At 61.8% G+C, this 22,763-nt stretch carries 20 protein-coding genes; 14 read left to right on the forward strand and 6 right to left on the reverse strand.

Features of this window, described 5'->3' with window-relative positions; translation table 11 throughout:
- Window positions 1-80 precede the first annotated feature (80 nt).
- The gene (locus E1K68_RS24160) at window positions 81-1,733 is read right to left on the reverse strand and encodes an acyl-CoA dehydrogenase family protein (RefSeq protein ID WP_212614757.1); all 1,653 of its coding nucleotides are present in this window, start codon (window positions 1,731-1,733) and stop codon (window positions 81-83) included.
- A gap of 197 nt (window positions 1,734-1,930) precedes the next feature.
- A complete protein-coding gene (locus tag E1K68_RS24165) occupies window positions 1,931-4,330 on the reverse strand; it encodes a hybrid sensor histidine kinase/response regulator (RefSeq protein WP_212614758.1) in 2,400 nt (799 codons plus the stop codon).
- Window positions 4,331-4,605: 275 nt separating this feature from the next.
- Here E1K68_RS24165 and E1K68_RS24170 point away from each other — a divergent pair, with 275 nt between their 5' ends.
- The 4 genes from E1K68_RS24170 (at window position 4,606) to E1K68_RS24185 (ending at window position 8,138) form a co-directional block, all read left to right on the forward strand.
- Complete coding sequence (locus tag E1K68_RS24170; protein WP_034133768.1) at window positions 4,606-5,403, forward strand: hydroxymethylpyrimidine/phosphomethylpyrimidine kinase; 798 nt, start codon at window positions 4,606-4,608, stop codon at window positions 5,401-5,403.
- Window positions 5,404-5,433: 30 nt separating this feature from the next.
- Complete coding sequence (gene thiE, locus E1K68_RS24175) at window positions 5,434-6,063, forward strand: thiamine phosphate synthase (protein WP_034133769.1); 630 nt, start codon at window positions 5,434-5,436, stop codon at window positions 6,061-6,063.
- An 11-nt stretch (window positions 6,064-6,074) separates the two neighbouring features.
- Complete coding sequence (hemL, locus tag E1K68_RS24180; protein ID WP_169856603.1) at window positions 6,075-7,358, forward strand: glutamate-1-semialdehyde 2,1-aminomutase; 1,284 nt, start codon at window positions 6,075-6,077, stop codon at window positions 7,356-7,358.
- A 225-nt stretch (window positions 7,359-7,583) separates the two neighbouring features.
- Entirely contained in the window at window positions 7,584-8,138 is a 555-nt protein-coding gene (locus E1K68_RS24185; protein ID WP_003194434.1) for a tetratricopeptide repeat protein, read from the forward strand.
- A 67-nt stretch (window positions 8,139-8,205) separates the two neighbouring features.
- Here the strand turns inward: E1K68_RS24185 and E1K68_RS24190 are convergent, their stop codons facing one another.
- Complete coding sequence (locus E1K68_RS24190; RefSeq protein WP_003194436.1) at window positions 8,206-8,532, reverse strand: DUF1820 family protein; 327 nt, start codon at window positions 8,530-8,532, stop codon at window positions 8,206-8,208.
- A gap of 130 nt (window positions 8,533-8,662) precedes the next feature.
- Here E1K68_RS24190 and miaB point away from each other — a divergent pair, with 130 nt between their 5' ends.
- The 5 genes from miaB to lnt all read left to right on the forward strand — a co-directional run bounded on the left by miaB (window position 8,663) and on the right by lnt (window position 14,091).
- Window positions 8,663-9,991, forward strand: coding sequence for a tRNA (N6-isopentenyl adenosine(37)-C2)-methylthiotransferase MiaB (gene miaB / locus E1K68_RS24195; protein ID WP_212614759.1), 1,329 nt, complete (start codon window positions 8,663-8,665; stop codon window positions 9,989-9,991).
- A 230-nt stretch (window positions 9,992-10,221) separates the two neighbouring features.
- Entirely contained in the window at window positions 10,222-11,226 is a 1,005-nt protein-coding gene (locus E1K68_RS24200; protein ID WP_003194440.1) for a PhoH family protein, read from the forward strand.
- Window positions 11,219-11,677, forward strand: coding sequence for an rRNA maturation RNase YbeY (gene ybeY, locus E1K68_RS24205; protein WP_003194442.1), 459 nt, complete (start codon window positions 11,219-11,221; stop codon window positions 11,675-11,677). The genes E1K68_RS24200 and ybeY overlap by 8 nt, the downstream gene beginning before the upstream one ends.
- Before the next feature lie 42 nt (window positions 11,678-11,719).
- Entirely contained in the window at window positions 11,720-12,559 is an 840-nt protein-coding gene (locus E1K68_RS24210; RefSeq protein ID WP_003194444.1) for an HlyC/CorC family transporter, read from the forward strand.
- Window positions 12,560-12,567: 8 nt separating this feature from the next.
- Window positions 12,568-14,091 carry an apolipoprotein N-acyltransferase gene (lnt, locus tag E1K68_RS24215; protein ID WP_003194446.1) on the forward strand — a complete coding sequence of 508 codons (1,524 nt, stop codon included), beginning with the start codon at window positions 12,568-12,570 and terminating at the stop codon, window positions 14,089-14,091.
- Window positions 14,092-14,142: 51 nt separating this feature from the next.
- On the opposite strand, the gene E1K68_RS24220 is transcribed toward lnt, so the two are convergent.
- Window positions 14,143-14,904, reverse strand: coding sequence for a YdcF family protein (locus E1K68_RS24220; protein WP_014720075.1), 762 nt, complete (start codon window positions 14,902-14,904; stop codon window positions 14,143-14,145).
- Window positions 14,905-15,001: 97 nt separating this feature from the next.
- On the reverse strand, window positions 15,002-15,307 hold the full coding sequence (locus E1K68_RS24225) for a hypothetical protein (RefSeq protein ID WP_020301951.1): 306 nt from the start codon (window positions 15,305-15,307) through the stop codon (window positions 15,002-15,004).
- Window positions 15,308-15,568: 261 nt separating this feature from the next.
- Between E1K68_RS24225 and leuS the strand changes: the two genes are divergently transcribed.
- From leuS to E1K68_RS24250, 5 genes are all read left to right on the forward strand, one after another.
- The gene (gene leuS, locus E1K68_RS24230; RefSeq protein WP_212614760.1) at window positions 15,569-18,175 is read left to right on the forward strand and encodes a leucine--tRNA ligase; all 2,607 of its coding nucleotides are present in this window, start codon (window positions 15,569-15,571) and stop codon (window positions 18,173-18,175) included.
- Window positions 18,176-18,263: 88 nt separating this feature from the next.
- Window positions 18,264-18,869, forward strand: coding sequence for an LPS assembly lipoprotein LptE (gene lptE / locus E1K68_RS24235; protein ID WP_003194454.1), 606 nt, complete (start codon window positions 18,264-18,266; stop codon window positions 18,867-18,869).
- 39 nt (window positions 18,870-18,908) lie between these two features.
- Window positions 18,909-19,946 (forward strand): DNA polymerase III subunit delta, encoded by a 1,038-nt coding sequence (gene holA / locus E1K68_RS24240; protein WP_186559427.1) that lies wholly within the window; start codon window positions 18,909-18,911, stop codon window positions 19,944-19,946.
- A gap of 142 nt (window positions 19,947-20,088) precedes the next feature.
- Window positions 20,089-20,253, forward strand: coding sequence for an alternative ribosome rescue factor ArfA (gene arfA, locus E1K68_RS24245; RefSeq protein WP_003176285.1), 165 nt, complete (start codon window positions 20,089-20,091; stop codon window positions 20,251-20,253).
- Window positions 20,254-20,314: 61 nt separating this feature from the next.
- Window positions 20,315-21,640: a lytic murein transglycosylase gene (locus E1K68_RS24250; protein WP_003194458.1), complete on the forward strand. Its 1,326-nt coding sequence runs from the start codon at window positions 20,315-20,317 to the stop codon at window positions 21,638-21,640.
- Between the two features lie 115 nt (window positions 21,641-21,755).
- Here E1K68_RS24250 and E1K68_RS24255 read toward each other — a convergent pair whose 3' ends face one another.
- Window positions 21,756-22,676, reverse strand: coding sequence for an LD-carboxypeptidase (locus tag E1K68_RS24255; protein ID WP_212614761.1), 921 nt, complete (start codon window positions 22,674-22,676; stop codon window positions 21,756-21,758).
- Between the last annotated feature and the right edge of the window lie 87 nt (window positions 22,677-22,763).

Genomic DNA, 22,763 nt, shown 5'->3' on the forward strand with positions numbered 1-22,763 from the left:
GCGGTGGTCCAGCCAGCAATTATGTAGCTGATAGACCGCTATCGCAGGCAAGCCAGCTCCCACATTTGGACTGTGTTTATTCAGAGGGATTGCGGGGTTGAGCGGGCGACAATCGCTTCCACGTCGACGCCACGCGGCAAGGTGCCGTATACCCGCCCCGACGATTCACCCAGCCGGCTGGCAATAAACCCATCGCTGACCGCCGCATTACCCGCCTCCAACAGCAACTTGGCCTGCAACGCCAGGGCGATGTCCTCGGTCAGTTGCCGCGCCCGATACTGGATATCCTGGGTGTCCATGAACGCCGCCTTCAACTGCTCGATATGCCGCGCCAACTGTTTGTGGCCGTGGCCATCGCCCAGCTCCACGAACAGCGCTTCGAGTACTCCCGGCTCTTTGGACAGTGCACGCAATACGTCCAGGCACTGCACATTGCCGGAACCTTCCCACGTCGAATTCACCGGTGCCTCGCGGTAAAGCCGCGGCAGGATGCTGTCCTCCACATACCCGGCACCGCCCATGCATTCGGCGGCTTCGTTGATCATCGCGGGCGCGCGCTTGCAGATCCAGTATTTGCCCACGGCCGTGACCAGCCGGGCGAATTTGGCTTCATGCGCATCATCAAGATGATCCAGGGCGCGCCCCATGCGCAGGCTCAAGGCCAGGGCCGCTTCGCTTTCCAGGGCCAGGTCGGCCAGCACGTTCTGCATCAGCGGCTGCTCGCTGAGCACCCGGCCACCCACCTGGCGGTGGGCGCAGTGATGGCTGGCCTGGGTCAGCGCCTGGCGCATCAAGGCGCTGGAGCCGACCATGCAATCGAAGCGGGTCATGGCGACCATTTCGATGATGGTTGGAACGCCGCGGCCTTCTTCACCGACCATCCACGCCAGGGCGCCGCGAAATTCCACTTCGCTGGAGGCGTTGGAGCAGTTGCCGAGTTTGTTCTTCAAGCGCTGGATGTAGAACTCGTTGCGCGTGTCATCCGGGCGGTGCCGGGGCAGCAGGAAACAGGTCAGGCCCTTGTCGGTCTGGGCCAGGGTCAGGAAACCATCGCACATCGGTGCCGAGCAGAACCACTTGTGCCCCACCAGTTCATAGGCTTGGCCTGCGCCGCCCGCTCCCACGGGGTAAGCGCGGGTGGTGTTGGCGCGCACGTCGGTGCCGCCCTGCTTCTCGGTCATGGCCATGCCGATAGTGGCGCCGGCCTTATGCGCGATGCCGACATTGCGCGGGTCGTATTGGGTACTGAGCACTTTAGGCAGCCAGAGGTCCGCCAGCTCCGGTTGCAGGCGCAGGGCCGGAACGCAGGCGAAGGTCATGGTCAACGGGCAGCCGCTGCCGGCTTCGGCCTGGCTGTGCAGGTAGGTCATCGCCGCACGCGCCACATGGGCGCCAGCCTGCGGATGGGCCCACGGCAGCGACGGCAGGCCATGTTCGACGGCGGTGCGCATCAGCTCGTGATAAGCCGGGTGAAACTCCACCAGGTCGATGCGATGGCCATAACGGTCATGGCTGCTGAACACCGGTTTGTTCTGGTTGGCCAGGAACCCGGCTACCATCAACGGCCCACCCGCCAGCGCGCCGTAGGCATCCATGCGCGACTCGGCCCAGCCAGCGCCAAAGCGGCGCGACCATTCCTGCAAAGGCAAGTCGATGCGATACAGGTTGGTGCCGTCCAGGGACGGTGGCTGGTTGGTGACGTCGTGGGTTTCGGCAAACTGATGCAGGTTCATGACGGGCCTCCTGGAAAAAAGGCCGCATCGATTTCAGGCTGCCTGTAGGAGCGCGCTTGCTCGCGAAAAACCTGAGAGCAACGCGCTAACCCAGGAGGGGCGCGTTATCGTTGAGGTTCTTCGCGAGCAAGCTCGCTCCTACAAAAAAACACAGATCGATTGAGGCCGGTTTTTCCAGTTAAGCATCGCCATCGCGCTTAAAAAAGTGGCATACGCGCCGAATGTTCGGCGCTTTCACCCTCATCCGCGCACAGCACGCTACGTTCAAGTGCCGCCTGCAAAGCAACGAAACGCACCGGCTTGGCCAGCCGATCCGTCATGCCAATGCCATGGCAGCGCTCACGCTCCGGCCCATTGGGCGAAGAGCTCAGGGCGATCACCGGCAATTCACCGCAGCCAGGCAATGCGCGAATCTGACAGCACAACGAAAAGCCACCCTCAGGTACGTCCAGCAGCACGGCGTCGAAGCTATGCCCTTGCAATGCAGCGAGTGCCGCCGGGCCGCTGTCCACGGTTTTGACCCGGTAACCCAGCTTGAGCAACATGCCACGCACCGCCAGTTGGCCCACGCTGTTGTCGTCCACCAACAGTACCGTGCACTCCTGAGGCGCACGCTGTGCAGGCAGCGTTTGCGTGGCGGGCGTCACCTGCTGCGGCACGGCGCTGACGTCCACTTCCAACTGGAAGCGACTGCCTTTACGGGGCTCAGAATGATGGGTCAGGCGCCCGCCCAGCAGTTCGATTAACTGCCGGCAGATCGCCAGGCCAATGCCCAGGCCGCCGTATTCACGCGTCATCGAGCCGTCCAACTGAAAGAAACGCTGATACAGCGTGGCCTCATCGAGAAAGGCGAAGCCGATACCGGTGTCGGTGACGATAAAGCTCAGGTGCAAGGCGCCATCCCCTTGGGGCACGCCCACCACTCGCAAGCGCACCGCGCCGACGTGGGTGAATTTGAAGGCGTTATCGAGCAGGCAATCCAGGCACTGGAGCAGTTTGTCGGCATCGCCGATCAGCCGATCCGGCACCTCATCGGCCACATCAATGGAGAACGCCAGGCCTTTGCTCTGGGCGCTGCCGGTGAATTGCTGGCGCAAGGTATCGAGCGCGCCGCGCAGGCTGAATACCTGCGGCTGGGCCACCAGGCGACCGGCCTGCAACTCGGTGAGGGTGAGGATGCCGTTGACCATGCGCATCATGTCCCGCGCCGAGCCGGCGGCGGTTTGCTGGTACTGCGTCAGGTCATCGTCCAATGACACGGTTTGCATCAGCTCCAGCGAGCCGATCACACCGTTCATCGGCGTGCGTAATTCGTGGGTCAGGGTGGCGAGAAATTCGTCTTTAAGGCGGTTGCTGCGGGCCAGTTGCTGGTTGAGCGCTTCGAGTTTCTGGCTGGCATCGAGCAGAATCTGCGCCTGTTGTTCGCGCATGCCGTTGATGCGGTCGGCCAGGGCCAGGGACAACAGCGCCACTTCAATGGCCGAGCCGAGCTGGCTGGCGTACATGGTCAGGAACACGTTAGGCAGGTAACCCAGCACCATCAGGGTATTGACCACCCCGCCGAGCAGAAAGGCCGACCAGGCGATGATGAAATAACGCGCCATGCGCTGCCCGCAGTACCAGGCCTTGATGGCCGCCACGAAGATGGTCACGGTAAACACCAGCGCCAGCGCAGTGGCCAGGCGCAGGGCCACGGCGTAACTGGTCAACAACGCCAGCGCCATCACCAACCCACCACAGGCTGCGAGCGCCAGCAGGATGCGGTTGAGCCAGCGGCTGTGCTGCGCGGTGTGCAGGAAGCTGCGCGCGAACAGGCTGCCGAACAAAGCCGCCGAGCCGATCAGGAAGGGCACCGCCGCATTCGCCCACCACGGGTTGTTCGGCCAGAAGTACTCCACCGCCACACCATTGACCGACAGCTGATACAAGCCGAACGAGGCGATATAGAGGATGTAATAGAGGTAGCTGGTGTCGCGCACGCTCAGGTAGATGAACAGGTTGTAGATCAGCATGCCCAGCAACACACCGTAGATGGCGCCGAGTACGTACAAGCGCAGCGGCTGCTCCTCCATGTAGGCGGTGCCGGCCCATAATGTCAGCGGTGCCTGGATCGAGCCTTGGCTTTGCAAGCGCAGGTAGACGGTTTGTTGCTGCTCGGGCAAGAAGCTGAGCTTGAACAGGTAGTTGCTCTGGCTCACCTCTCGGCTGGAAAACGGCAACGCGCTGCCGGTTCGGGCGGTGAGGCGGTAATTCCCGGTACCGTCGTTCTGGTAAAGGTCCAGGCGATTGAGCGGCGGGTAGGCCAGCTCCAGAAACCAGGTACGTGGCGCGCGGGGGTCTGTGGCGGTGTAGTGCAGGTTGACCTTCAGCCAGAACACCGAGCGTGAATAGCCGGCATTGAGGGTGTCTTTGTCATGGGTCTTGAACTGGGCGGCATAGGCGGGGGAGCTGACATCGGCGATGGTCAGGGCATCGGTTGGGTCTTCGAGCACTTGCATGACCCGGCCCAACGGGAGGCTTCGCGTGTCCTGGTTGAACTCGACGGCGCTGGCGAGCATCGGCAGCCCGCACAATAAAAAAATCAGCAAATAGCGCATAGAGCCCCAGCGTAGCCTGGTCCGGTTGTGTCAAAAGCCCCCCATTCCTTTTGAGAAGACGTACACCGGCGATACAGTAAGTTGTTTGGATGCACTTTAGCATAGCCAGTAAAAGCCATTAGCCACTGCTGGATCTTTTTTTAGGACAGCTCTAGGGCAATGCTTTCAGCTCATTTCCGTGCAGCGCGCAGCCACGGCAAGTCGCGCCGCAGCGGCAAACTTCTGCCATCGCCAGACAGCCACGCAAAAAGCGTTTGGTGGTAAGCTCGCGCACCATGAATATCTACTGCTCTCGCCCCGTTGTCCTCTGTCTCTCCGGCCACGACCCCAGTGGTGGCGCCGGCCTGCAGGCAGATATCGAAGCCCTGCTCGCCCAGGGTTGCCACGCGGCCCCGGCCGTCACCGCGTTGACCGTGCAAAACACCGTCAATGTCAGTGATTTCCGCGTGCTTGACCGTGAGTGGGTACTGGCCCAGGCCAATGCCGTGCTCGGCGACTCTGAAGTCGCGGCGGTCAAGCTGGGCATGCTCGGCTCCACCGCGATGGTCGACACCGTGGTCGAACTGCTGCAGGCGCACCCGCATTTGCCGGTGGTCTGCGACCCGGTGCTGCGCGCCGGCGGCGGCGGTAGCCTGGGCAAGGACGAGGTCGGCTATGCGATGCGCGAGCGGCTGCTGCCCCTGTCATTGATCGCCACCCCCAACCTGCCCGAAGCGCGCATCCTTGCGGAACTGCCCGACGGCAGCGCCGACGACTGCGCCGAGAAGCTGCTGCCGTACATCAAGCACCTGCTGATCACCGGCGGCCATGGCGACGAGCACGAAGTGCACAACCGCCTGTACAGCCGCGACGGCACGCGCCACACCTTTACCTGCCAGCGCTTGCCCGGCAGTTATCACGGTTCGGGTTGCACCTTGGCCAGTGCGCTGGCCGGGCGCATTGCCCAGGGCGAAGGCTTGGCCAGCGCCGTGCAAACGGCCCTCAACTACACGTGGCGTACCCTGCGCGATGCCGAACAACTCGGCCAGGGCCAGTTCGTGCCGCGCCGATTGCCGCTGGATTTCTGCTCGTAACTTATCGCTCGTCAGCAAGGGGTTTGCCCGATGAAACTACGCGGCCTTTACGCCATTACCGACAGCCAGCTGTTGGCCGGCAAATTCCTCGCCTACGTCGAGGCGGCGCTGGACGGTGGCGTCACCCTGTTGCAGTACCGCGACAAAAGCAGCGACGAGGCACGCCGCCTGCGTGAAGCCGAAAAGCTGTATGAGCTGTGCTCGCGCTACAAGACTCAATTGATCATCAACGACGATGCCGAACTGGCCGCGCGCCTGGGCGTCGGCGTGCACCTGGGCCAGACCGACGGCCCGCTGACCTCGGCCCGGGCACTGCTCGGCGCCAAGGCGATCATCGGCGCTACCTGTCACAGCCAGATCGAACTGGCCGAACAGGCCGCCAAAGAAGGCGCCAGCTACGTCGCCTTTGGCCGCTTCTTCAATTCCACGACCAAACCCGGCGCACCTGCCGCCACCGTTGACATGCTGGCCCAGGCCCGCAAGCGCCTGCACCTGCCGATCTGCGTGATCGGCGGCGTCACCCTGGAAAACGCCGAGCCGCTGGTGGCCCACGGGGCCGACCTGCTCGCCGTGGTCCACGGCCTGTTCGGTGCCGACAGCACCCAGGAAGTCACCCGCCGCGCCCGCGCGTTCAACGTCCTTCTTAAATCTTCAGTTTAGAGAGCCCGACCATGTCCCGTTCCGAAACCCTGTTTGCCAACGCCCAGAAACACATCCCCGGCGGTGTGAACTCCCCCGTGCGTGCGTTCAAGAGCGTGGGCGGCACGCCGCTGTTCTTCAAGCATGCCGAAGGCGCCTACGTCACCGATGAAGACGACAAGCGCTATGTCGACTACGTCGGCTCCTGGGGCCCGATGATCCTCGGCCACAGCCATCCGGACGTGCTCGACGCGGTGCGCCAGCAACTGCAACACGGCTTGTCCTACGGCGCCCCGACCGCGATGGAAACCGAGATGGCCGACCTGGTCTGCTCGATCGTGCCGTCGATGGAGATGGTACGCATGGTCAGCTCCGGCACCGAAGCGACCATGAGCGCGATCCGCCTGGCCCGTGGTTTCACCGGCCGCGACAACATCATCAAGTTCGAAGGCTGCTACCACGGCCACTCCGACAGCCTGCTGGTAAAAGCCGGCTCCGGCGCGCTGACCCAAGGCGTACCCAATTCCGCTGGCGTACCTGCGGCGTTCGCCAAGCACACCCTGACCCTGCCGTTCAACGACATCGCGGCCGTCGAGCAGATGCTCAGCGAAATCGGCCAGGACGTGGCGTGCATCATCGTCGAGCCGGTTGCCGGCAACATGAACTGCGTGCCACCGGCCCCGGGTTTCCTTGAGGGCCTGCGCGAGCAGTGCGACAAGCATGGCGTGGTGCTGATTTTTGACGAAGTGATGACCGGTTTCCGGGTCGCCCTCGGTGGCGCCCAGGCTTACTACGGCGTCACGCCAGACCTGAGCACCTTCGGCAAGATCATCGGCGGCGGCATGCCGGTAGGCTGCTTCGGCGGCAAGCGCGAGATCATGCAACACATCGCCCCGCTCGGCCCGGTCTACCAGGCAGGCACCTTGTCGGGTAACCCGCTGGCAATGGCCGCCGGCCTGACCACCCTGCGCCTGATCAGCCGCCCGGGCTTCCACGCCGAGCTCACCGACTACACCACACGCATGCTCGACGGCCTGCAACAACGCGCCGACGCCGCCGGCATCCCGTTCGTGACCACCCAGGCCGGTGGCATGTTCGGCCTGTACTTCAGCGGCGCCGACGATATCGTCACCTTCGATGACGTGATGGGCAGCGATGCCGAGCTGTTCAAGCGCTTCTTCCACCTGATGCTCGAAGGCGGCGTGTACCTGGCACCGAGCGCCTTTGAAGCTGGCTTCACCTCGATTGCCCATGGCGAAGCCGAACTGAAATTGACCCTGGATGCTGCCGAGCGCGCCTTCGCGGCCCTGAAATAAGTGACGGCAACCTCTGACGTTGCCCCTGGCAGCGTCAGATTTGCTACTTTGCTTACAGACAATTCCTGGTTTTTTCGAGAATTGCCCTGCAATCCGGCAGATAACTTGCCCAAGCAGCAGAAAAACGAGTAAAGACTTTGTAAGCAGAGGCCTGCTTATTTCATAATGCGCGCTTATTGGACTCCCCCGAGGGTCCCGCGCCCCGTCAGAGGTAAGTCGATTCCCATGAAACGCACCGGCCGCACCCTGGTTCTGGGCTGCCTGTTGCTCCTTCAACCGCTACTGGCACATGCCCAGGCCGGCGGCAACTCGTTGTTAATCCCAGCGATGGGTCGTTGCACCCTCAATACCCAGCCAGACAGCCAGGCCGAAGCCCTGAGCGCGTGCCAGAAACAGGCCGAGGACGGGGATGCACAGGCGCAATACGAGTTGGGCGAGTACTACCACGACAGCAAGAACCCGGCCGTTGACCTCAACAAAGCGTTGAGCTACTTCGAGAAAGCCTCGTTGCAGGGCCACGCCCAAGCGCAATACCAGTTGGGCAACATGTTCTTCAAAGGCGAAGGCGTGCCGGCCAACAACGTCCAGGCGTACATCGTGCTGAAAATGGCCGCGGTCAACGGCGCTGAAGACGCACTGGACACCGCCGACGAAGTCGCCGAGCACATGCAGCGCGATGAACTGGAAGTGGCGACCCAGGTGCTGGGGCAGATTTTCCGCAACTACCTGCAGGAATTGCAGAGCGCCGATGGGCGTTCGCCGTTCTCACCCCTTCCCTGATTTTTTTTGTAGACCTTACATCGCTATCGCAGGCAAGCCAGCGATAGGCGCGACTCGGTCTAAAGCCCTACTTCTCAGGCATCGGCATCGGAAACGGCATCACATTGCTCGTGCCCCGTGCTTCGCTGATCTTCGGCGTCCCCAGGCGCTCGACTTCATCGATGCGCACAATCGAATGCATCGGCACAAAGCTGCGCACCACGCCTTCGAACTGGGCCTTGAGCTTTTCTTCGCCCGGATCGACCACCAACTGGGTGCGCTCGCCAAAGACGAACTCTTCCACCTCCAGGAAGCCCCACAGATCGCTTTGATAGATCTGCTTGGCGTACATTTCGAACACCTGGCCCTGGTTGAGGAAAATCACCTTATAGATTGGAGCTTCACGTTTGGTCATGGTGGGCGAACAACACATGGGGATATAAAAGAGGGCGCGAACTATAGCATGGCACCCGATGCACAGCGCTAGGAACCAATGGGCATGCCCCCTATAATGCGCGGTTCTTTACCACCAGTTGACGATTCCCATGGCCAAGAAGCTTTACATCGAAACCCACGGTTGCCAGATGAACGAGTACGACAGCTCGCGCATGGTCGACTTGCTGGGCGAACACCAGGCCCTGGAAGTCACTGCCCGCGCCGAAGATGCCGACGTGATCCTGCTCAATACCTGCTCGATCCGCGAGCGGGCCCAGGACCGTGTGTATTCGCAGTTGGGCCGCTGGCGCGAATTGAAACTGGCCAACCCGGACATGGTGATCGCCGTCGGCGGTTGCGTGGCCAGCCAGGAAGGCGCCGCGATCCGCGACCGCGCGCCCTATGTCGATGTGGTGTTCGGCCCGCAAACGCTGCACCGCCTGCCGGAAATGATCGACGCCGCACGCGTCACCAAGCTGCCGCAGGTGGACGTGTCGTTCCCCGAAATCGAAAAATTCGACCATCTGCCCGAACCGCGTATCGACGGACCGAGCGCCTATGTGTCGGTGATGGAAGGTTGCAGCAAGTACTGCACCTTCTGCGTGGTGCCTTACACCCGTGGCGAAGAGGTCAGCCGGCCGTTTGACGATGTGCTGGCAGAAATCATCCACCTGGCTGAAAACGGCGTGCGCGAAGTCACCTTGCTGGGCCAGAACGTCAACGGCTACCGTGGCCAGACCGATGACGGCCGCCTGGCCGACCTGGCGGAATTGATCCGCGTGGTCGCCGCCGTCGACGGCATCGAGCGCATCCGCTACACCACCTCGCACCCGCTGGAGTTTTCCGACAGCCTGATCCAGGCCCACGCCGAAGTGCCAGAGCTGGTCAAGCACCTGCACTTGCCGGTGCAATCGGGTTCGGACCGCATTCTGTCGGCGATGAAGCGCAACCACACCGCGCTGGAATACAAATCCAAATTGCGCAAACTGCGCGCCGCCGTGCCGGGCATCTGCATCAGTTCGGACTTTATCGTCGGCTTCCCGGGCGAAACCGAGAAAGACTTCCTGCAGACCATGAAGCTGATCGAAGACGTCGGTTTCGACTTCTCCTACTCGTTCGTCTACAGCCAGCGCCCGGGCACCCCGGCTGCCGACCTGCTGGATGAAACCCCGGAAGCGTTGAAAAAAGAGCGTTTGAACGCGCTGCAACATCGCCTTAATCAGCAAGGCTTTGAAATCAGCCGACAAATGGTCGGTTCGATCCAGCGCATTCTGGTCACCGATTATTCAAAGAAAGACCCGGGTGAATTGCAGGGGCGTACCGAGAACAACCGAATCGTCAACTTCCGCTGCGATAATCCTACGCTGATCGGCCAGTTTGCCGATGTGCACATAGATGCGGCGCAGCCACACTCGTTGCGTGGCTCGTTGATCAACTGATCTCGCTGACCGGATGAAGATCAAAATGTGGGAGCTGGCTTGCCTGCGATAGCGATGTATCAGTGCCCTATGTGCCAACTGACCGACCGCTATCGCAGGCAAGCCAGCTCCCACAGGGATTCTTCAGGGTTATCGAGAGTGGGGCCAGGCTATTTAAGTGCTTTCGCACACCGACGCCTGGCGTTATTCTCTCTCTCACCTCATCAGCCAAAGGGCGGCTAAAAGCAACCTTGAACGCACCCATAGCAGAACCCCATCGTTTTATCCTCGAGCCTTTTGAGGCTCGCCGTTTCGCCAACCTGTGCGGACAGTTCGACGAGCACCTGCGCCTGATCGAACAACGCCTGAGCATCGAGATCCGCAACCGCGGCAATCAGTTCGAGCTCATTGGTGAACCCCAACACACCACGTCTGCAGAAAACCTGCTGCGCCGTCTCTACCGTGAAACCAAGGGTAGCGAGCTGTCGCCGGAGACCGTGCACCTGTACCTGCAGGAATCGGCTGTGCAAGACCTGGCCAATAACCCGGTGGCCGAAGCCAGCGTGGCCTTGCGTACCAAAAAAGGCATGATTCGCCCACGCGGCTTGAATCAGCAGAAGTACGTCAAGGAAATCCTCGGCAACGACATCAACTTCGGCATCGGCCCGGCCGGTACCGGCAAGACCTACCTGGCAGTGGCCTGCGCCGTCGACGCCCTGGAGCGCGAGCAAGTGCGGCGCATCCTGCTGGTGCGCCCTGCGGTCGAGGCCGGCGAAAAGCTCGGCTTCCTGCCCGGCGACCTGGCCCAGAAGATCGACCCGTACCTGCGCCCGCTCTACGACGCGCTGTACGAGATGCTCGGGTTTGAATACGTGGCCAAGCTGATCGAGCGCCAGGTGATCGAGATCGCCCCGCTGGCCTACATGCGCGGCCGTACGCTCAACAACAGCTTCATCATCCTCGACGAAAGCCAGAACACCACCGTCGAGCAGATGAAGATGTTCCTCACCCGTATCGGTTTCGGCTCAACCGCCGTGATCACGGGCGACATCACCCAGGTCGACCTGCCCAAGGGCACCAAGTCGGGCCTGGGCCAGGTGATCGAGGTGCTCAAGGACGTGCCGGGTATCAGCTTCACGCACTTTATGCCCAAGGACGTGGTGCGCCACCCGCTGGTGCAGCGTATTGTCGAAGCCTATGAGCGTTTCGAACACCGCGACGACGCGCCCGCCAAGGACGCTCGCCACGATGCTTGAGCTAGACCTGCAGCTGGCCACCGACGCGCCCGCCCCCAGCGAAGCCCAGTTCCGCCAATGGTGTGAACTGGCCTTGCGCCAGCGCACCGCCGACTCGGAGCTGACCATTCGTCTGGTGGACGAGGCCGAAGGCCGTGAGCTGAACCACACCTGGCGCCAGAAAGACTACGCCACCAACGTGCTGTCCTTCCCAGCCGACGTACCCGACGAATTGCTGGATATCCCGTTGCTGGGCGACCTGGTGATCTGCGTCGCGGTGGTCGAGCGCGAAGCGGCGGAACAAGGTAAGGAACTTGAGGCCCATTGGGCCCATCTAGTCATCCACGGCTGCTTGCATCTCTTGGGTTACGACCATATAGACGATGACGAAGCCGAGGAAATGGAAGCACTGGAACGAACGTTGCTTGCAGAACTGGGTCACCGCGACCCGTATGCAGACGACGAAAGCTGATCAACACTCAATTGTCATATCAAAGGATTTAGAGTAATCGCTATGAGCGAAGACCGATCGAGCAACGGGCAGAAGTCATGGTTGGGTAAACTGACCCAGGCTTTTGCCCACGAGCCGAAAAACCGCCAGGAGCTCTTGGAGCTGCTGCGCGATGCACACCAGAACAAATTGCTGGACAGCGAAGCGCTGGCCATCGTCGAAGGCGCCATCCAGGTGGCTGACCTGCAAGTACGCGACATCATGGTCCCGCGCTCGCAGATGATCAGCATCAAGGCGACACAGACCCCACGGGAATTCCTCCCGGCCGTGATCGACTCGGCGCATTCGCGCTACCCGGTGATCGGTGAAAGCCATGACGATGTCATGGGTGTCCTGCTGGCCAAGGACTTGCTGCCGTTGATCCTCAAGGAGAACGGCGACAGCTTCAACATCAAGGACCTGCTGCGCCCGGCCACCTTCGTGCCGGAGTCCAAGCGCCTGAATGTGCTGCTGCGCGAGTTCCGCGCCAACCACAATCACATGGCCATTGTGATTGACGAATATGGCGGCGTGGCCGGCCTGGTCACCATCGAGGACGTGCTGGAGCAGATCGTCGGCGACATCGAAGACGAGCACGACGTCGAAGAAGACAGCTACATCAAGCCGCTGCCCAGCGGTGATTTCCTGATCAAGGCGCTGACGCCGATCGAGAACTTCAACGAGTTCTTCGACAGCGAGTTCTCGGACGATGAGTTCGACACCGTCGGCGGCCTGGTGATGAGTGCGTTCGGGCATTTGCCCAAGCGCAATGAAACCACCGAGATCGGTGCGTATCGCTTCCGCATCCTCAATGCCGATAGCCGTCGTATCCATCTGATCCGTTTGACACCTATCGCCCGCTAAGGACTGACATGCGCCGTATGATCGCACCCGGCTGGCCCGGTAATTTGCTGGCCGTGGTGGCCGGCGCCATCACAACTCTGGCGCTGGCGCCGTTCGATATCTGGCCGTTGGCGCTGGTAGCGGTCGGCCTGTTCTATATCGGCCTGCGGGAGCTCTCACCCCGCCAGGCCCTGGGCCGTGGCTGGTGTTTCGGCTTCGGCCTGTTTGGTGCCGGCACCAGTTGGATCTACTACAGCATCCACCACTTCGGCGGCGCTTCGGTGTTGCTGGCGGGGTTCCTGATGCTGCTATTCACTGCCGCCATCGCCTGGTTCTTTGCCCTGCCCGCCTGGCTGTGGGCGCGCTGGTTGCGCCGTAACGAAGCACCGCTGGCGGACGCATTGACGTTCGCCGCGTTGTGGGTCGGCCAGGAAGCCTTTCGTGGCTGGTTCCTCACCGGTTTCCCGTGGTTGTACTCCGGTTACAGTCAACTCGACGGGCCGTTGACCGGCCTCGCGCCAGTGGGCGGGATGTGGCTGATTTCCTTCGCCCTGGCACTCACTGCCGCATTGCTGTGCAACCTGCCGCGCCTGCTGGCGAGCAAGCGCAATGCCTTCATCGGCGCGGGCCTGTTATTGCTGGTTGCGCCCTGGGCCATTGGCCTGGCGCTCAAGCATCACGCCTGGACATCGCCGTCTGGCGCGCCGCTGAGCGTGGCCGCGATCCAGGGCAACGTCGAGCAAAGCATGAAGTGGGACCCCGACCAGCTCAATGCACAGTTGGCGCTGTACCGCGACATGAGCCTGAGCTCCAAGCGCGTCGACCTGCTGGTGTGGCCGGAAACCGCCGTGCCGGTGCTCAAGGAGTCCGTGGAGGGCTACCTGGGCATGATGGGCAAGTTTGCCGCCGACCGGGACACCGCGCTGATCACCGGCGTACCGATTCGCCAGGAAGTGCACCACCAGAAGCGCTACTTCAACGGCATCACCGTGGTCGGTGAAGGCGACGGCACCTACCTCAAGCAGAAACTGGTGCCGTTTGGCGAGTACGTGCCGTTGCAGGACATGTTGCGCGGGCTGATTGCCTTCTTCGACCTGCCCATGTCGGACTTCGCCCGCGGCCCTTCTGACCAGGCCATGCTGCAGGCCAAGGGTTATCAGATTGCGCCGTTCATTTGCTATGAAGTGGTGTACCCCGAATTCGCCGCCGGCCTGTCGGCCCAGAGCGACCTGCTGCTGACCATCAGCAACGACACTTGGTTCGGCCGCTCCATCGGCCCGCTGCAGCACCTGCAAATGGCGCAGATGCGTGCATTGGAGGCTGGCCGCTGGATGATCCGCGCCACCAACAACGGCGTGACCGGGCTGATCAACCCGTTTGGGCAGATCACCGCGCAGATCCCGCAGTTTGAGCGCGGCATTCTCTATGGGGAGGTGGTGCCGATGCATAACCTCACGCCGTACCTGCAATGGCGTTCGTGGCCGTTGATCATTGTGTGCCTGGCATTGTTTGGCTGGGCTCTGCTGGCTGCACGAATGTCCAAAACGCTCTGACCTGTGGGAGCTGGCTTGCCTGCTCCCACATTTTGATCTCCTGTGTTGCGCCTACCGGTAAAACAACCGATACCCCACCTGCCCCACCGCTTCATTGATCAACTGCCCGCTTTGCCACACCGCCTTGACCTCCGGCATCCAGCCACCCAGCGGTCGGCCATGGTCCACACCCAGAAAGCCCACCGGCCCTGGCACCACGGTGAAACCCGCCTTTTCAAAACTCCACACCGAACGCGGCATGTGCCAGGCCTGGGTCACTACCACTACACGCTTGATGCCTTGCGGCAACAAAATCTCGGCGCTCATCTGGGCGTTTTCCCAGGTAGTGCGGCTGCGTTCTTCTTTCCAGCGCACGGTGACACCGAAGTCATCCTGCATCGACACGGCCATCAGCTCGGCCTCACTGGGCGGCGTGCCGTAGTGCAAGCCACCGCTGGTCAGCACTGGCAAACCGGATGCTTTGGCCAGCCGCGCGGCAAAACGCTCACGCTCCAGGCCAATACCGGTGGGCTGGTCGCTGCCCCAGGCAACGTCACCGCGCTCGCGCCCCGAGCCCAGCACCACAATCGCGTCGGCACGCTGGGCCAAGGTGGCCCAGTCTTCCCGGGCCAAAGGTGGTTCTGTCTCCAGGACACGGGCGCCCCACTGCACCATCACTGGCAGGCTGATCAACCACATCCCGCCCAGCCCGAGGGCAAAGCACAAGCCCGCCAGGCGTGGACGGCTGCGGCGAAACCACCAAGCACACGCCAGCAACAGCAGAAAAATACCGGGCGGCAACAACAGTTGTTTAATGAAATAACGAAAAGGCATCGGGCATCTCCAAAGATGCCCGCAGCCTAGATGCATCGGGGTTTTGCAACAATCCTTACCGACAACATTTTGATAACGCTAACGGATAACGCGTGGCTCACTTGCACCGCACGGACCGGAAGTTCTCTGGCCCGCGGCCGGTCGCCAGGTCTTTGAGCCAGATGACCTTGGCCGAATGAGCGGGCGGGGAAGCCTGCCCATGGGAGGCGCGGTCGTGATTCAACGCCAGGTAGTTCTTGATCAATTCAAGTTCCGCCTGGCTCAAGCCTCGCAACTCCAGCTCCAGGGGCCGTTCATCACGCAATCGGCCTGCGGTTCTTGCGGCATCCAATGCCCGACCCAAACGGTCGATCAATCCTTCATACAACTGCGGTTTCGTTAAAGTTCGCTGCGATTCAACCATCCCCTCACCTCATTGAAGAAATACTTGCTCCCCACTAAACAGCGTAGCCCCCGTGGCTGCGCCTGCCCGGTGCCGCGACAGACGGCCCTTGCCGCGCAATCAGGGTTTCCCTCGATAGAGTGGGGTCATGTATGCTACGGCGCTTCCTGTAACTCCACTTCCCGCAGGGTTTGGGCACGGACGCGCCGCTTCTTGGTGTCGAACAACCCGGACAGTGCACCGAAGAGGATTAGGCCACCCCTATCCAGTTCAAAAGTAGCCATGCACGAACAATATCAGCCCCGTGAAATAGAAAATGCCGCCCAAACCTTCTGGGACGAGCAAAAGTCCTTTGAAGTCAGTGAACAGCCAGGCAAGGAGACTTACTACTGCCTATCGATGTTCCCTTACCCCAGCGGCAAGCTACACATGGGGCACGTGCGCAACTACACCATCGGCGACGTGATTTCGCGCTACCAGCGCATGCTCGGCAAGAACGTGTTGCAACCTATGGGTTGGGACGCCTTCGGCATGCCGGCAGAAAACGCCGCGATGAAAAACAACGTGGCGCCCGCCAAGTGGACCTACGAAAACATCGCCTACATGAAGACCCAGCTGCGCAGCCTGGGCCTGGCGGTGGACTGGTCCCGCGAGGTCACCACCTGCAAGCCGGATTACTACCGTTGGGAACAATGGCTGTTCACTCGCCTGTTCGAAAAAGGTGTGATCTACAAAAAAAGCGGCACCGTGAACTGGGACCCGATCGACCAGACCGTACTGGCCAACGAACAGGTTATCGACGGTCGCGGCTGGCGTTCCGGCGCGCTGATCGAAAAGCGCGAAATCCCGATGTACTACTTCAAGATCACCGCCTACGCGGATGAACTGTTGTCGAGCCTCGACGATCTGCCGGGCTGGCCTGAACAAGTCAAGACCATGCAGCGCAACTGGATCGGCAAATCCAAGGGCATGGAAGTGCAGTTCCCGTACAACGTCGACTCCATCGGCGAAGCGGGCGCACTCAAGGTCTTCACCACCCGCCCAGACACCCTGATGGGCGCGACCTACGTCGCCGTGGCCGCCGAACACCCGCTGGCCACCCAGGCCGCACAGAACAACCCTGAGCTGCAGGCGTTCATCGCTGAATGCAAAGGCGGCAGCGTGGCCGAAGCCGACGTCGCCACCCAGGAGAAAAAAGGCCTGCCAACCGGCCTGTTCGTCGAGCACCCGCTGACCGGCGAGAAACTGCCGGTTTGGGTCGCCAACTACGTATTGATGCACTACGGCGATGGCGCCGTCATGGCCGTGCCGGCCCACGACGAGCGCGATTTCGAATTCGCTACCAAGTACAGCCTGCCGATCAAGTCGGTCGTGCGCACCAGCTCGGGCGACACCAACCCCGCTCCGTGGCAAGACGCCTACGGCGAGCACGGCACGCTGATCAACTCCGGCGAATTCGACGGCCTGGACTTCCAGGGCGCCTTCGATGCCATGGAAGTTGCCCTGATCCAGAAAAACCTCGGTGCCTCGCGCACCCAGTTCCGCCTGCGCGACTGGGGCATCAGCCGCCAGCGCTACTGGGGCTGCCCGATCCCGATCATCCACTGCCAAACCTGCGGCGACGTGCCGGTACCGGAAGACCAACTGCCGGTCGTGTTGCCAGAAGACGTGGTGCCGGATGGCGCTGGCTCGCCGTTGGCACGCATGCCGGAGTTCTACGAGTGCAGCTGCCCTAAGTGCGGCGCACCGGCCAAGCGTGAAACCGACACCATGGACACCTTCGTGGAGTCCTCGTGGTACTACGCTCGTTATGCCTCGCCGCATTATGAAGGTGGCCTGGTGGAGAAATCCGCAGCCGACCATTGGTTGCCGGTGGATCAGTACATCGGTGGCATCGAACACGCCATCCTCCACCTGCTGTATGCGCGCTTCTTCCATAAGCTGATGCGTGACGAAGGCCTGGTGAGCTCCGATGAGCCATTCAAGAACCTGCTGACCCAGGGCATGGTGATCGCCGACACTTACTATCGTCGCGAAGCCAATGGCGCCTACACCTGGTTCAACCCGGCGGATGTCGAGCTTGAGCGTGACAGCAAAGCCAAGGTCATCAGCGCCAAGTTGAAAGCCGACGGCCTGCCGGTGGAAATCGGCGGCACCGAGAAGATGGCCAAGTCGAAGAACAACGGCGTCGACCCACAGTCGATGATCGATCAGTTCGGCGCCGACACCTGCCGCCTGTTCATGATGTTCGCCTCTCCGCCTGACATGAGCGCCGAATGGTCCGACTCTGGCGTTGAAGGTTCGCACCGTTTCCTCAAGCGCGTCTGGCGCCTGGCCCACGCCCATGTCAGCCAGGGCCTGCCGGGCAAGCTGGACATCGACGCCTTGAACGATGAGCAGAAAGCCGTTCGCCGCAGCATCCACCTGGCTATTCGCCAGGCCAGCCAGGACGTCGGGCAGAACCACAAATTCAACACCGCCATCGCCCAGGTGATGACGCTGATGAACGTGCTGGAAAAAGCCCCGCAGGCGACCGAACAAGACCGTGCGCTGATCCAGGAAGGCCTGGAAACAGTTACCCTGTTGCTCGCGCCGATCACGCCGCACATCAGCCATGAACTGTGGAGCCGCCTGGGCCACAGCGGTGCCGTCATCGATGCCGCCTGGCCGGTGCAGGATGACAGCGCCCTGGTACAGGACACGCTGCAACTGGTCATCCAGGTTAACGGTAAACTGCGTGGCCAGATCGACATGCCGGCCAGCGCCAGCCGTGAAGAGGTTGAAGCAGCTGCACGTATCAATGAGAACGTGCTGCGCTTTACCGAAGGCCTGACCATCCGCAAGGTGATCGTGGTGCCCGGCAAACTGGTCAATATCGTCGCCAGCTAAATCGGATCGGGCGCAGGGCTTGGGCTCTGCGCCGAACTAAACCTTTAGGGCCCGACAAGGCCCACCTGGTTTCAAGGGGAGCAACAAAATGATCAAACGCAATCTGCTGGTTATGGGCCTTGCCGTGCTGTTGAGCGCTTGCGGCTTCCAGCTGCGCGGCACCGGCACCAATGAGCTGTCGCTCAAGGAACTCGACGTCAGCGCCCGCAACGCCTACGGCGAAACCGTCACCCAGCTGCGCCAGACCCTGGAAAACAGCGGTGTGCACGTGTACAACGGCGCCACCTACAAACTGATCCTGACGGATGAGCGCGAAACCCAACGCAATATCAGCTACGCCAGTGCTGGCCGTGCGTCCGACGTTGAATTGAACACGGCGCTGATGTTCGAAATACAAGGCCGTGATCAGTTGCCGTTGATGGGTGACAAGATCCAGGTGCAGAAAGTGGTGAGCCACGATGGCAACAACCTGGTGGGTTCGGACTCCGAGACCCTCCAGGTGCGCAAGGAAATGCGTCGTGAGCTGATCCAGCGCATGATGACTCGCCTGCAAATGCTCACCCCGGAAAAACTGGCTGAGCTGCAGCAAGTGGCCGACAACAAGGCCAAGGCTGACGCCGACGCCCTGAAAGCCGCGCAGGAATATGAAGACAACACGCCGAAACAATCGCCTGTTGAAGTCCCTGTCGAGTAAGCCAGACGGGGCGCCGCTGGCGCCCCGTTCGCCCCGCCTATGAAACTTGCCCCTGCCCAACTCGCCAAACACCTGCAAGGTGGTCTTGCGCCTGTGTATATCGTCAGCGGTGATGACCCGCTGCTGTGCCAGGAAGCCGCCGACGCTATCCGCACCGCCGCGCGCCAGCAAGGCTTCGATGAACGCCAGGTGTTCAGCGCTGACGCCAGTTTCGACTGGGGTACCCTGCTGCAAGCCGGCGCAAGCATGTCGCTGTTCGCCGAAAAGCGCCTGCTGGAATTGCGCCTGCCCTCGGGCAAACCGGGTGACAAAGGCGCCGCGGCGTTGATGGAATACTGCTCGCGCCCTGCCGAAGACACCGTGCTGCTGATCAGCCTGCCCAAGCTCGACGGCAGCGCGCAGAAAACCAAGTGGGGCAAGGCACTGGTAGAAGGTGCGCAAACCCAGTTCATCCAGATCTGGCCAGTGGACAGCAGCCAGTTGCCGCAGTGGATTCGTCAGCGCCTGTCACAGTCGGGGCTTTCAGCGACGCAAGATGCCGTAGAGCTGATCGCCGCCCGGGTCGAGGGCAACCTGCTTGCCGCCGCCCAGGAGATCGAAAAGCTCAAGCTGATGGCCGAGGATGGGCAAATCACTGTCGAAACCGTACAAGGCGCAGTGGCCGATAGCGCTCGCTTTGATGTGTTCGGCCTGGTCGATGCGATCCTCAACGGTGAGCCCGCCCACGCGCTGCGTATGCTCGAGGGCTTGCGTGGCGAAGGGGTAGAACCGCCGGTGATTCTCTGGGCGCTGGCCCGGGAGCTGCGAGTGCTGGCGAACATTGCCCTGCAATACAGCCAAGGCACACCGCTGGACAAATGCTTCAGCCAGGCCAGGCCACCGGTGTGGGACAAGCGCAAACCCCTGATGAGCAAAGCCCTGCAACGGCACTCGGCGCAACGCTGGGCGCAACTGTTGCTGGAAGCGCAGCGCATCGACGCACAGATCAAGGGCCAGGCAGCCGGCTCACCATGGATGAGCCTGAGCCGTTTGTCGCTGTTGATGGCCGGCCAGCGCCTGTCTCTGCCCGCCGAATAACCACCTCTGTACAACAGCTCCCACATTGACTCTGCCCACCGCTTATTTGCGACATTTCCCACCTATCGACGGGCTTTACAGCCGGCCCACTTCGGCAGATGATTTGCACCGCTGCATTCCACCCCAAGCGAGAGACCCCACCATGAGCAAAAAGCCATCCAAGCATGGCCCCAACAAGGCCAAATCCATCATCGCCCAGCCCTTGTTCCGCAGCCGCCAGGAACGCGCCGGCAAGGGCAAAGGCAGCTACCGCCGCGAAGCCTTCCAGTCTAATAGCTGGGAGGCTTCTTACTTTCTGGCTGCCTGAAGGCAAGCGCCCCTCTGGCATGATAAGGTCTGTACCTGATTTGTAACCCCTGGACCTGTGCATGCCCTCTCGTCTTTCTCGTCATTGGCACCTGCGCCAATTGATCGCTGCCTCCAGCCTCATTCTGCTTGTCGCCTGCGCCGAAAAACCTACCGCTGCGGACGCTCAACCCCTGCCCAAGCTCCAGACGGCCCCGGCTATCGCGCCCGCCGTGGTTGCCCCATTGGCGGTGGACAATCTCGACATCCAACCGACCCAGACCTTTGCCGAATGGCAGGCTGGCTTCCGCGCTCAAGCGCTGCAGGCCGGGATCACTGCGGCCGTGTTCGATAACGCTTTTGCCGGCGTCACCCCTGATATGGCGGTGATTCGCGCCGACCGCAGCCAACCGGAATTCTCCCGCCCGGTGTGGGAATACCTCGACGGAGCACTGTCGCCGGTGCGCGTGCGCAATGGCCAGGCACTGCTGGTCAAGTACGCCGATATTCTGCAAAGCATCGAGCAGCGCTATGGTGTCGACCGCCAGGCGCTGGTCTCGGTGTGGGGTATGGAGAGCAACTTCGGCGCTTTCCAGGGCAATAACTCGGTGATCCGCTCCCTGGCCACCCTGGCCTATGAAGGCCGTCGCCCTGCCTTTGCGCAAGCGCAGCTGCTGGCGGCGCTACAGATCATCCAGCATGGCGATATCCAGGCTGACCAGATGAAAGGTTCGTGGGCCGGGGCGATGGGCCAGACCCAGTTCATCCCGACCACCTACAACACCCACGCCGTGGACTTCGACGGTGACGGTCGCCGCGATATCTGGAACAGCCCGTCCGACGCCCTCGCCTCCACCGCGCATTACCTGCAAAGCTCCGGCTGGCAGAAAGGCCAGCCGTGGGGCGTTGAAGTGCAGCCGCTGCCGTCGGGCTTCGACTACAGCCTGGCCGATGGCGGCGTGCGCAAAACGGTCGCTCAATGGCTGCAACTGGGCATCCAACTGCCGCCTGGCGTGAGCCTGCCGGCGAATGTCGACCAACTGTCCGCCGCCCTGCTGCTGCCGGCTGGCTACCGCGGCCCGGCGTTCCTGGTGCTGGATAACTTCCGCGCGATCCTCAAGTACAACAATTCGTCGTCCTATGCACTGGCGGTTGGTTTGCTGTCGGAGCGATTTGGCGGCGGCGGTGTGATTCGCGGCAGTTGGCCAAAGGATGAGCTGCCGCTGAGCCGTTCGCAACGTATTGACCTGCAAACGGCGCTCAGCGCCAAAGGGTATGACGCGGGTAATGCCGACGGGATTATTGGCGCCAACACGCGCAAGGCGATTCGGGCTGCGCAGCAGGCGCTGGGCTGGCCGGCGGATGGGTATCCGACGGTGAAGTTGCTGGAATCGCTGCAGAACCGCTGAAGTGATCGCTCCCACGCTCTGCGTGGGAGCGCTGCCTTGGACGCTCCGCGTCGGCGGCTGAAGAGGGTGACGCAGAGCGTCACTGGAGGCATTCCCACGCAGAGCGTGGGAACGATCAGGCCTTGAACACTACATCCTGCTCCAACACCACCCGCTGCTCCCCCGCATCCAGGCGCACCAAGGCGCCCATCGGCAATGTCAGGTTCGGGTCGCAATGCCCACTGCGCCAGCCTGCCAGCACTGGCACGCACAGCGGCTCAAAGGTCTGCTTCAGCAGACGTGCCAATGCCCCGCTATCCACACCAGCCACATCCCCTACCAGCACACCGGCGACCTGAGCCAGCTTGCCAGCCAGGCGCAGGTGGGTCAGCAGACGGTCGATGCGATAGAGCGGTTCGTTGACGTCTTCGATAAACAGGATGATGCCGTCAGCGTCTATTTCGTACGGCGTGCCCATGACCGCGGCGATCATCGACAAGTTACCGCCCAGCAAGCGCCCACAGGCCACACCTGGCTCGATTGTTGTCAGCGGGTAGGCCATCGGGTGCGGCAACACACTGCCGGCGCCCCTTTGGCCACGTAGCAGGCTGAACAAGGAGGACTCGGTGGGCGGCTGTTTGCCGCCGAGCAGGTCGGCATTGAGCATCGGGCCGTGGAATGTCACAAAGCCCGCGTAGCGGTTGATCGCCAGGTGCAAGGCGGTGATATCGCTGTAGCCCACGAACGGTTTGGGGTTGGCACGCAGCAGGTCGAAGTCCAGCGCATCGAGCAAACGGGGCGTGCCATAGCCGCCACGCAGGCAGAGGATGGCATCGATGTCGGGGTTGGCGAAGGCGGCATGCAAATCGCGCAGGCGCACTTCATCGCTACCGGCCAGGTAGCCGTCGTGCTCGTACACCCCGGGGAAAATGTGCAATTGGTAGCCACGGGCACGCATCCATTGCCCGGCTTTTTCAACATCCAGCGCGGCGGGGCCGGCGGGGGCGATCAGGCCGAGGGTGCCTTCGGGGCGCAGTGCAGGTACGGCGGCGGTCATCCATGGTTCTCCCTATATGACGCAGAACGAAATGTGGGAGCTGGCTTGCCTGCGATGGCATCACCTCGGTGTCACTGATACACCGAG

The organism is Pseudomonas sp. B2021 (genome assembly GCF_018135665.1).
In the GTDB taxonomy this organism is placed as follows: Bacteria; Pseudomonadota; Gammaproteobacteria; order Pseudomonadales; family Pseudomonadaceae; genus Aquipseudomonas; species Aquipseudomonas lactis.

What these genes read in the sequence shown, in the direction of transcription:
- E1K68_RS24220 (WP_014720075.1), bottom strand. Translation starts at nt 14,904, where the DNA reads ATGCCTTTTCGTTATTTCATTAAACAACTGTTGTTGCCGCCCGGTATT.
- leuS (WP_212614760.1), top strand. Translation starts at nt 15,569, where the DNA reads ATGCACGAACAATATCAGCCCCGTGAAATAGAAAATGCCGCCCAAACC.
- ybeY (WP_003194442.1), top strand. Translation starts at nt 11,219, where the DNA reads ATGCTTGAGCTAGACCTGCAGCTGGCCACCGACGCGCCCGCCCCCAGC.
- E1K68_RS24165 (WP_212614758.1), bottom strand. Translation starts at nt 4,330, where the DNA reads ATGCGCTATTTGCTGATTTTTTTATTGTGCGGGCTGCCGATGCTCGCC.
- E1K68_RS24210 (WP_003194444.1), top strand. Translation starts at nt 11,720, where the DNA reads ATGAGCGAAGACCGATCGAGCAACGGGCAGAAGTCATGGTTGGGTAAA.
- E1K68_RS24250 (WP_003194458.1), top strand. Translation starts at nt 20,315, where the DNA reads ATGCCCTCTCGTCTTTCTCGTCATTGGCACCTGCGCCAATTGATCGCT.
- E1K68_RS24185 (WP_003194434.1), top strand. Translation starts at nt 7,584, where the DNA reads ATGAAACGCACCGGCCGCACCCTGGTTCTGGGCTGCCTGTTGCTCCTT.
- holA (WP_186559427.1), top strand. Translation starts at nt 18,909, where the DNA reads ATGAAACTTGCCCCTGCCCAACTCGCCAAACACCTGCAAGGTGGTCTT.
- miaB (WP_212614759.1), top strand. Translation starts at nt 8,663, where the DNA reads ATGGCCAAGAAGCTTTACATCGAAACCCACGGTTGCCAGATGAACGAG.
- E1K68_RS24255 (WP_212614761.1), bottom strand. Translation starts at nt 22,676, where the DNA reads ATGACCGCCGCCGTACCTGCACTGCGCCCCGAAGGCACCCTCGGCCTG.
- E1K68_RS24225 (WP_020301951.1), bottom strand. Translation starts at nt 15,307, where the DNA reads ATGGTTGAATCGCAGCGAACTTTAACGAAACCGCAGTTGTATGAAGGA.
- lnt (WP_003194446.1), top strand. Translation starts at nt 12,568, where the DNA reads ATGCGCCGTATGATCGCACCCGGCTGGCCCGGTAATTTGCTGGCCGTG.
- thiE (WP_034133769.1), top strand. Translation starts at nt 5,434, where the DNA reads ATGAAACTACGCGGCCTTTACGCCATTACCGACAGCCAGCTGTTGGCC.
- lptE (WP_003194454.1), top strand. Translation starts at nt 18,264, where the DNA reads ATGATCAAACGCAATCTGCTGGTTATGGGCCTTGCCGTGCTGTTGAGC.
- E1K68_RS24190 (WP_003194436.1), bottom strand. Translation starts at nt 8,532, where the DNA reads ATGACCAAACGTGAAGCTCCAATCTATAAGGTGATTTTCCTCAACCAG.
- arfA (WP_003176285.1), top strand. Translation starts at nt 20,089, where the DNA reads ATGAGCAAAAAGCCATCCAAGCATGGCCCCAACAAGGCCAAATCCATC.
- E1K68_RS24160 (WP_212614757.1), bottom strand. Translation starts at nt 1,733, where the DNA reads ATGAACCTGCATCAGTTTGCCGAAACCCACGACGTCACCAACCAGCCA.
- hemL (WP_169856603.1), top strand. Translation starts at nt 6,075, where the DNA reads ATGTCCCGTTCCGAAACCCTGTTTGCCAACGCCCAGAAACACATCCCC.
- E1K68_RS24170 (WP_034133768.1), top strand. Translation starts at nt 4,606, where the DNA reads ATGAATATCTACTGCTCTCGCCCCGTTGTCCTCTGTCTCTCCGGCCAC.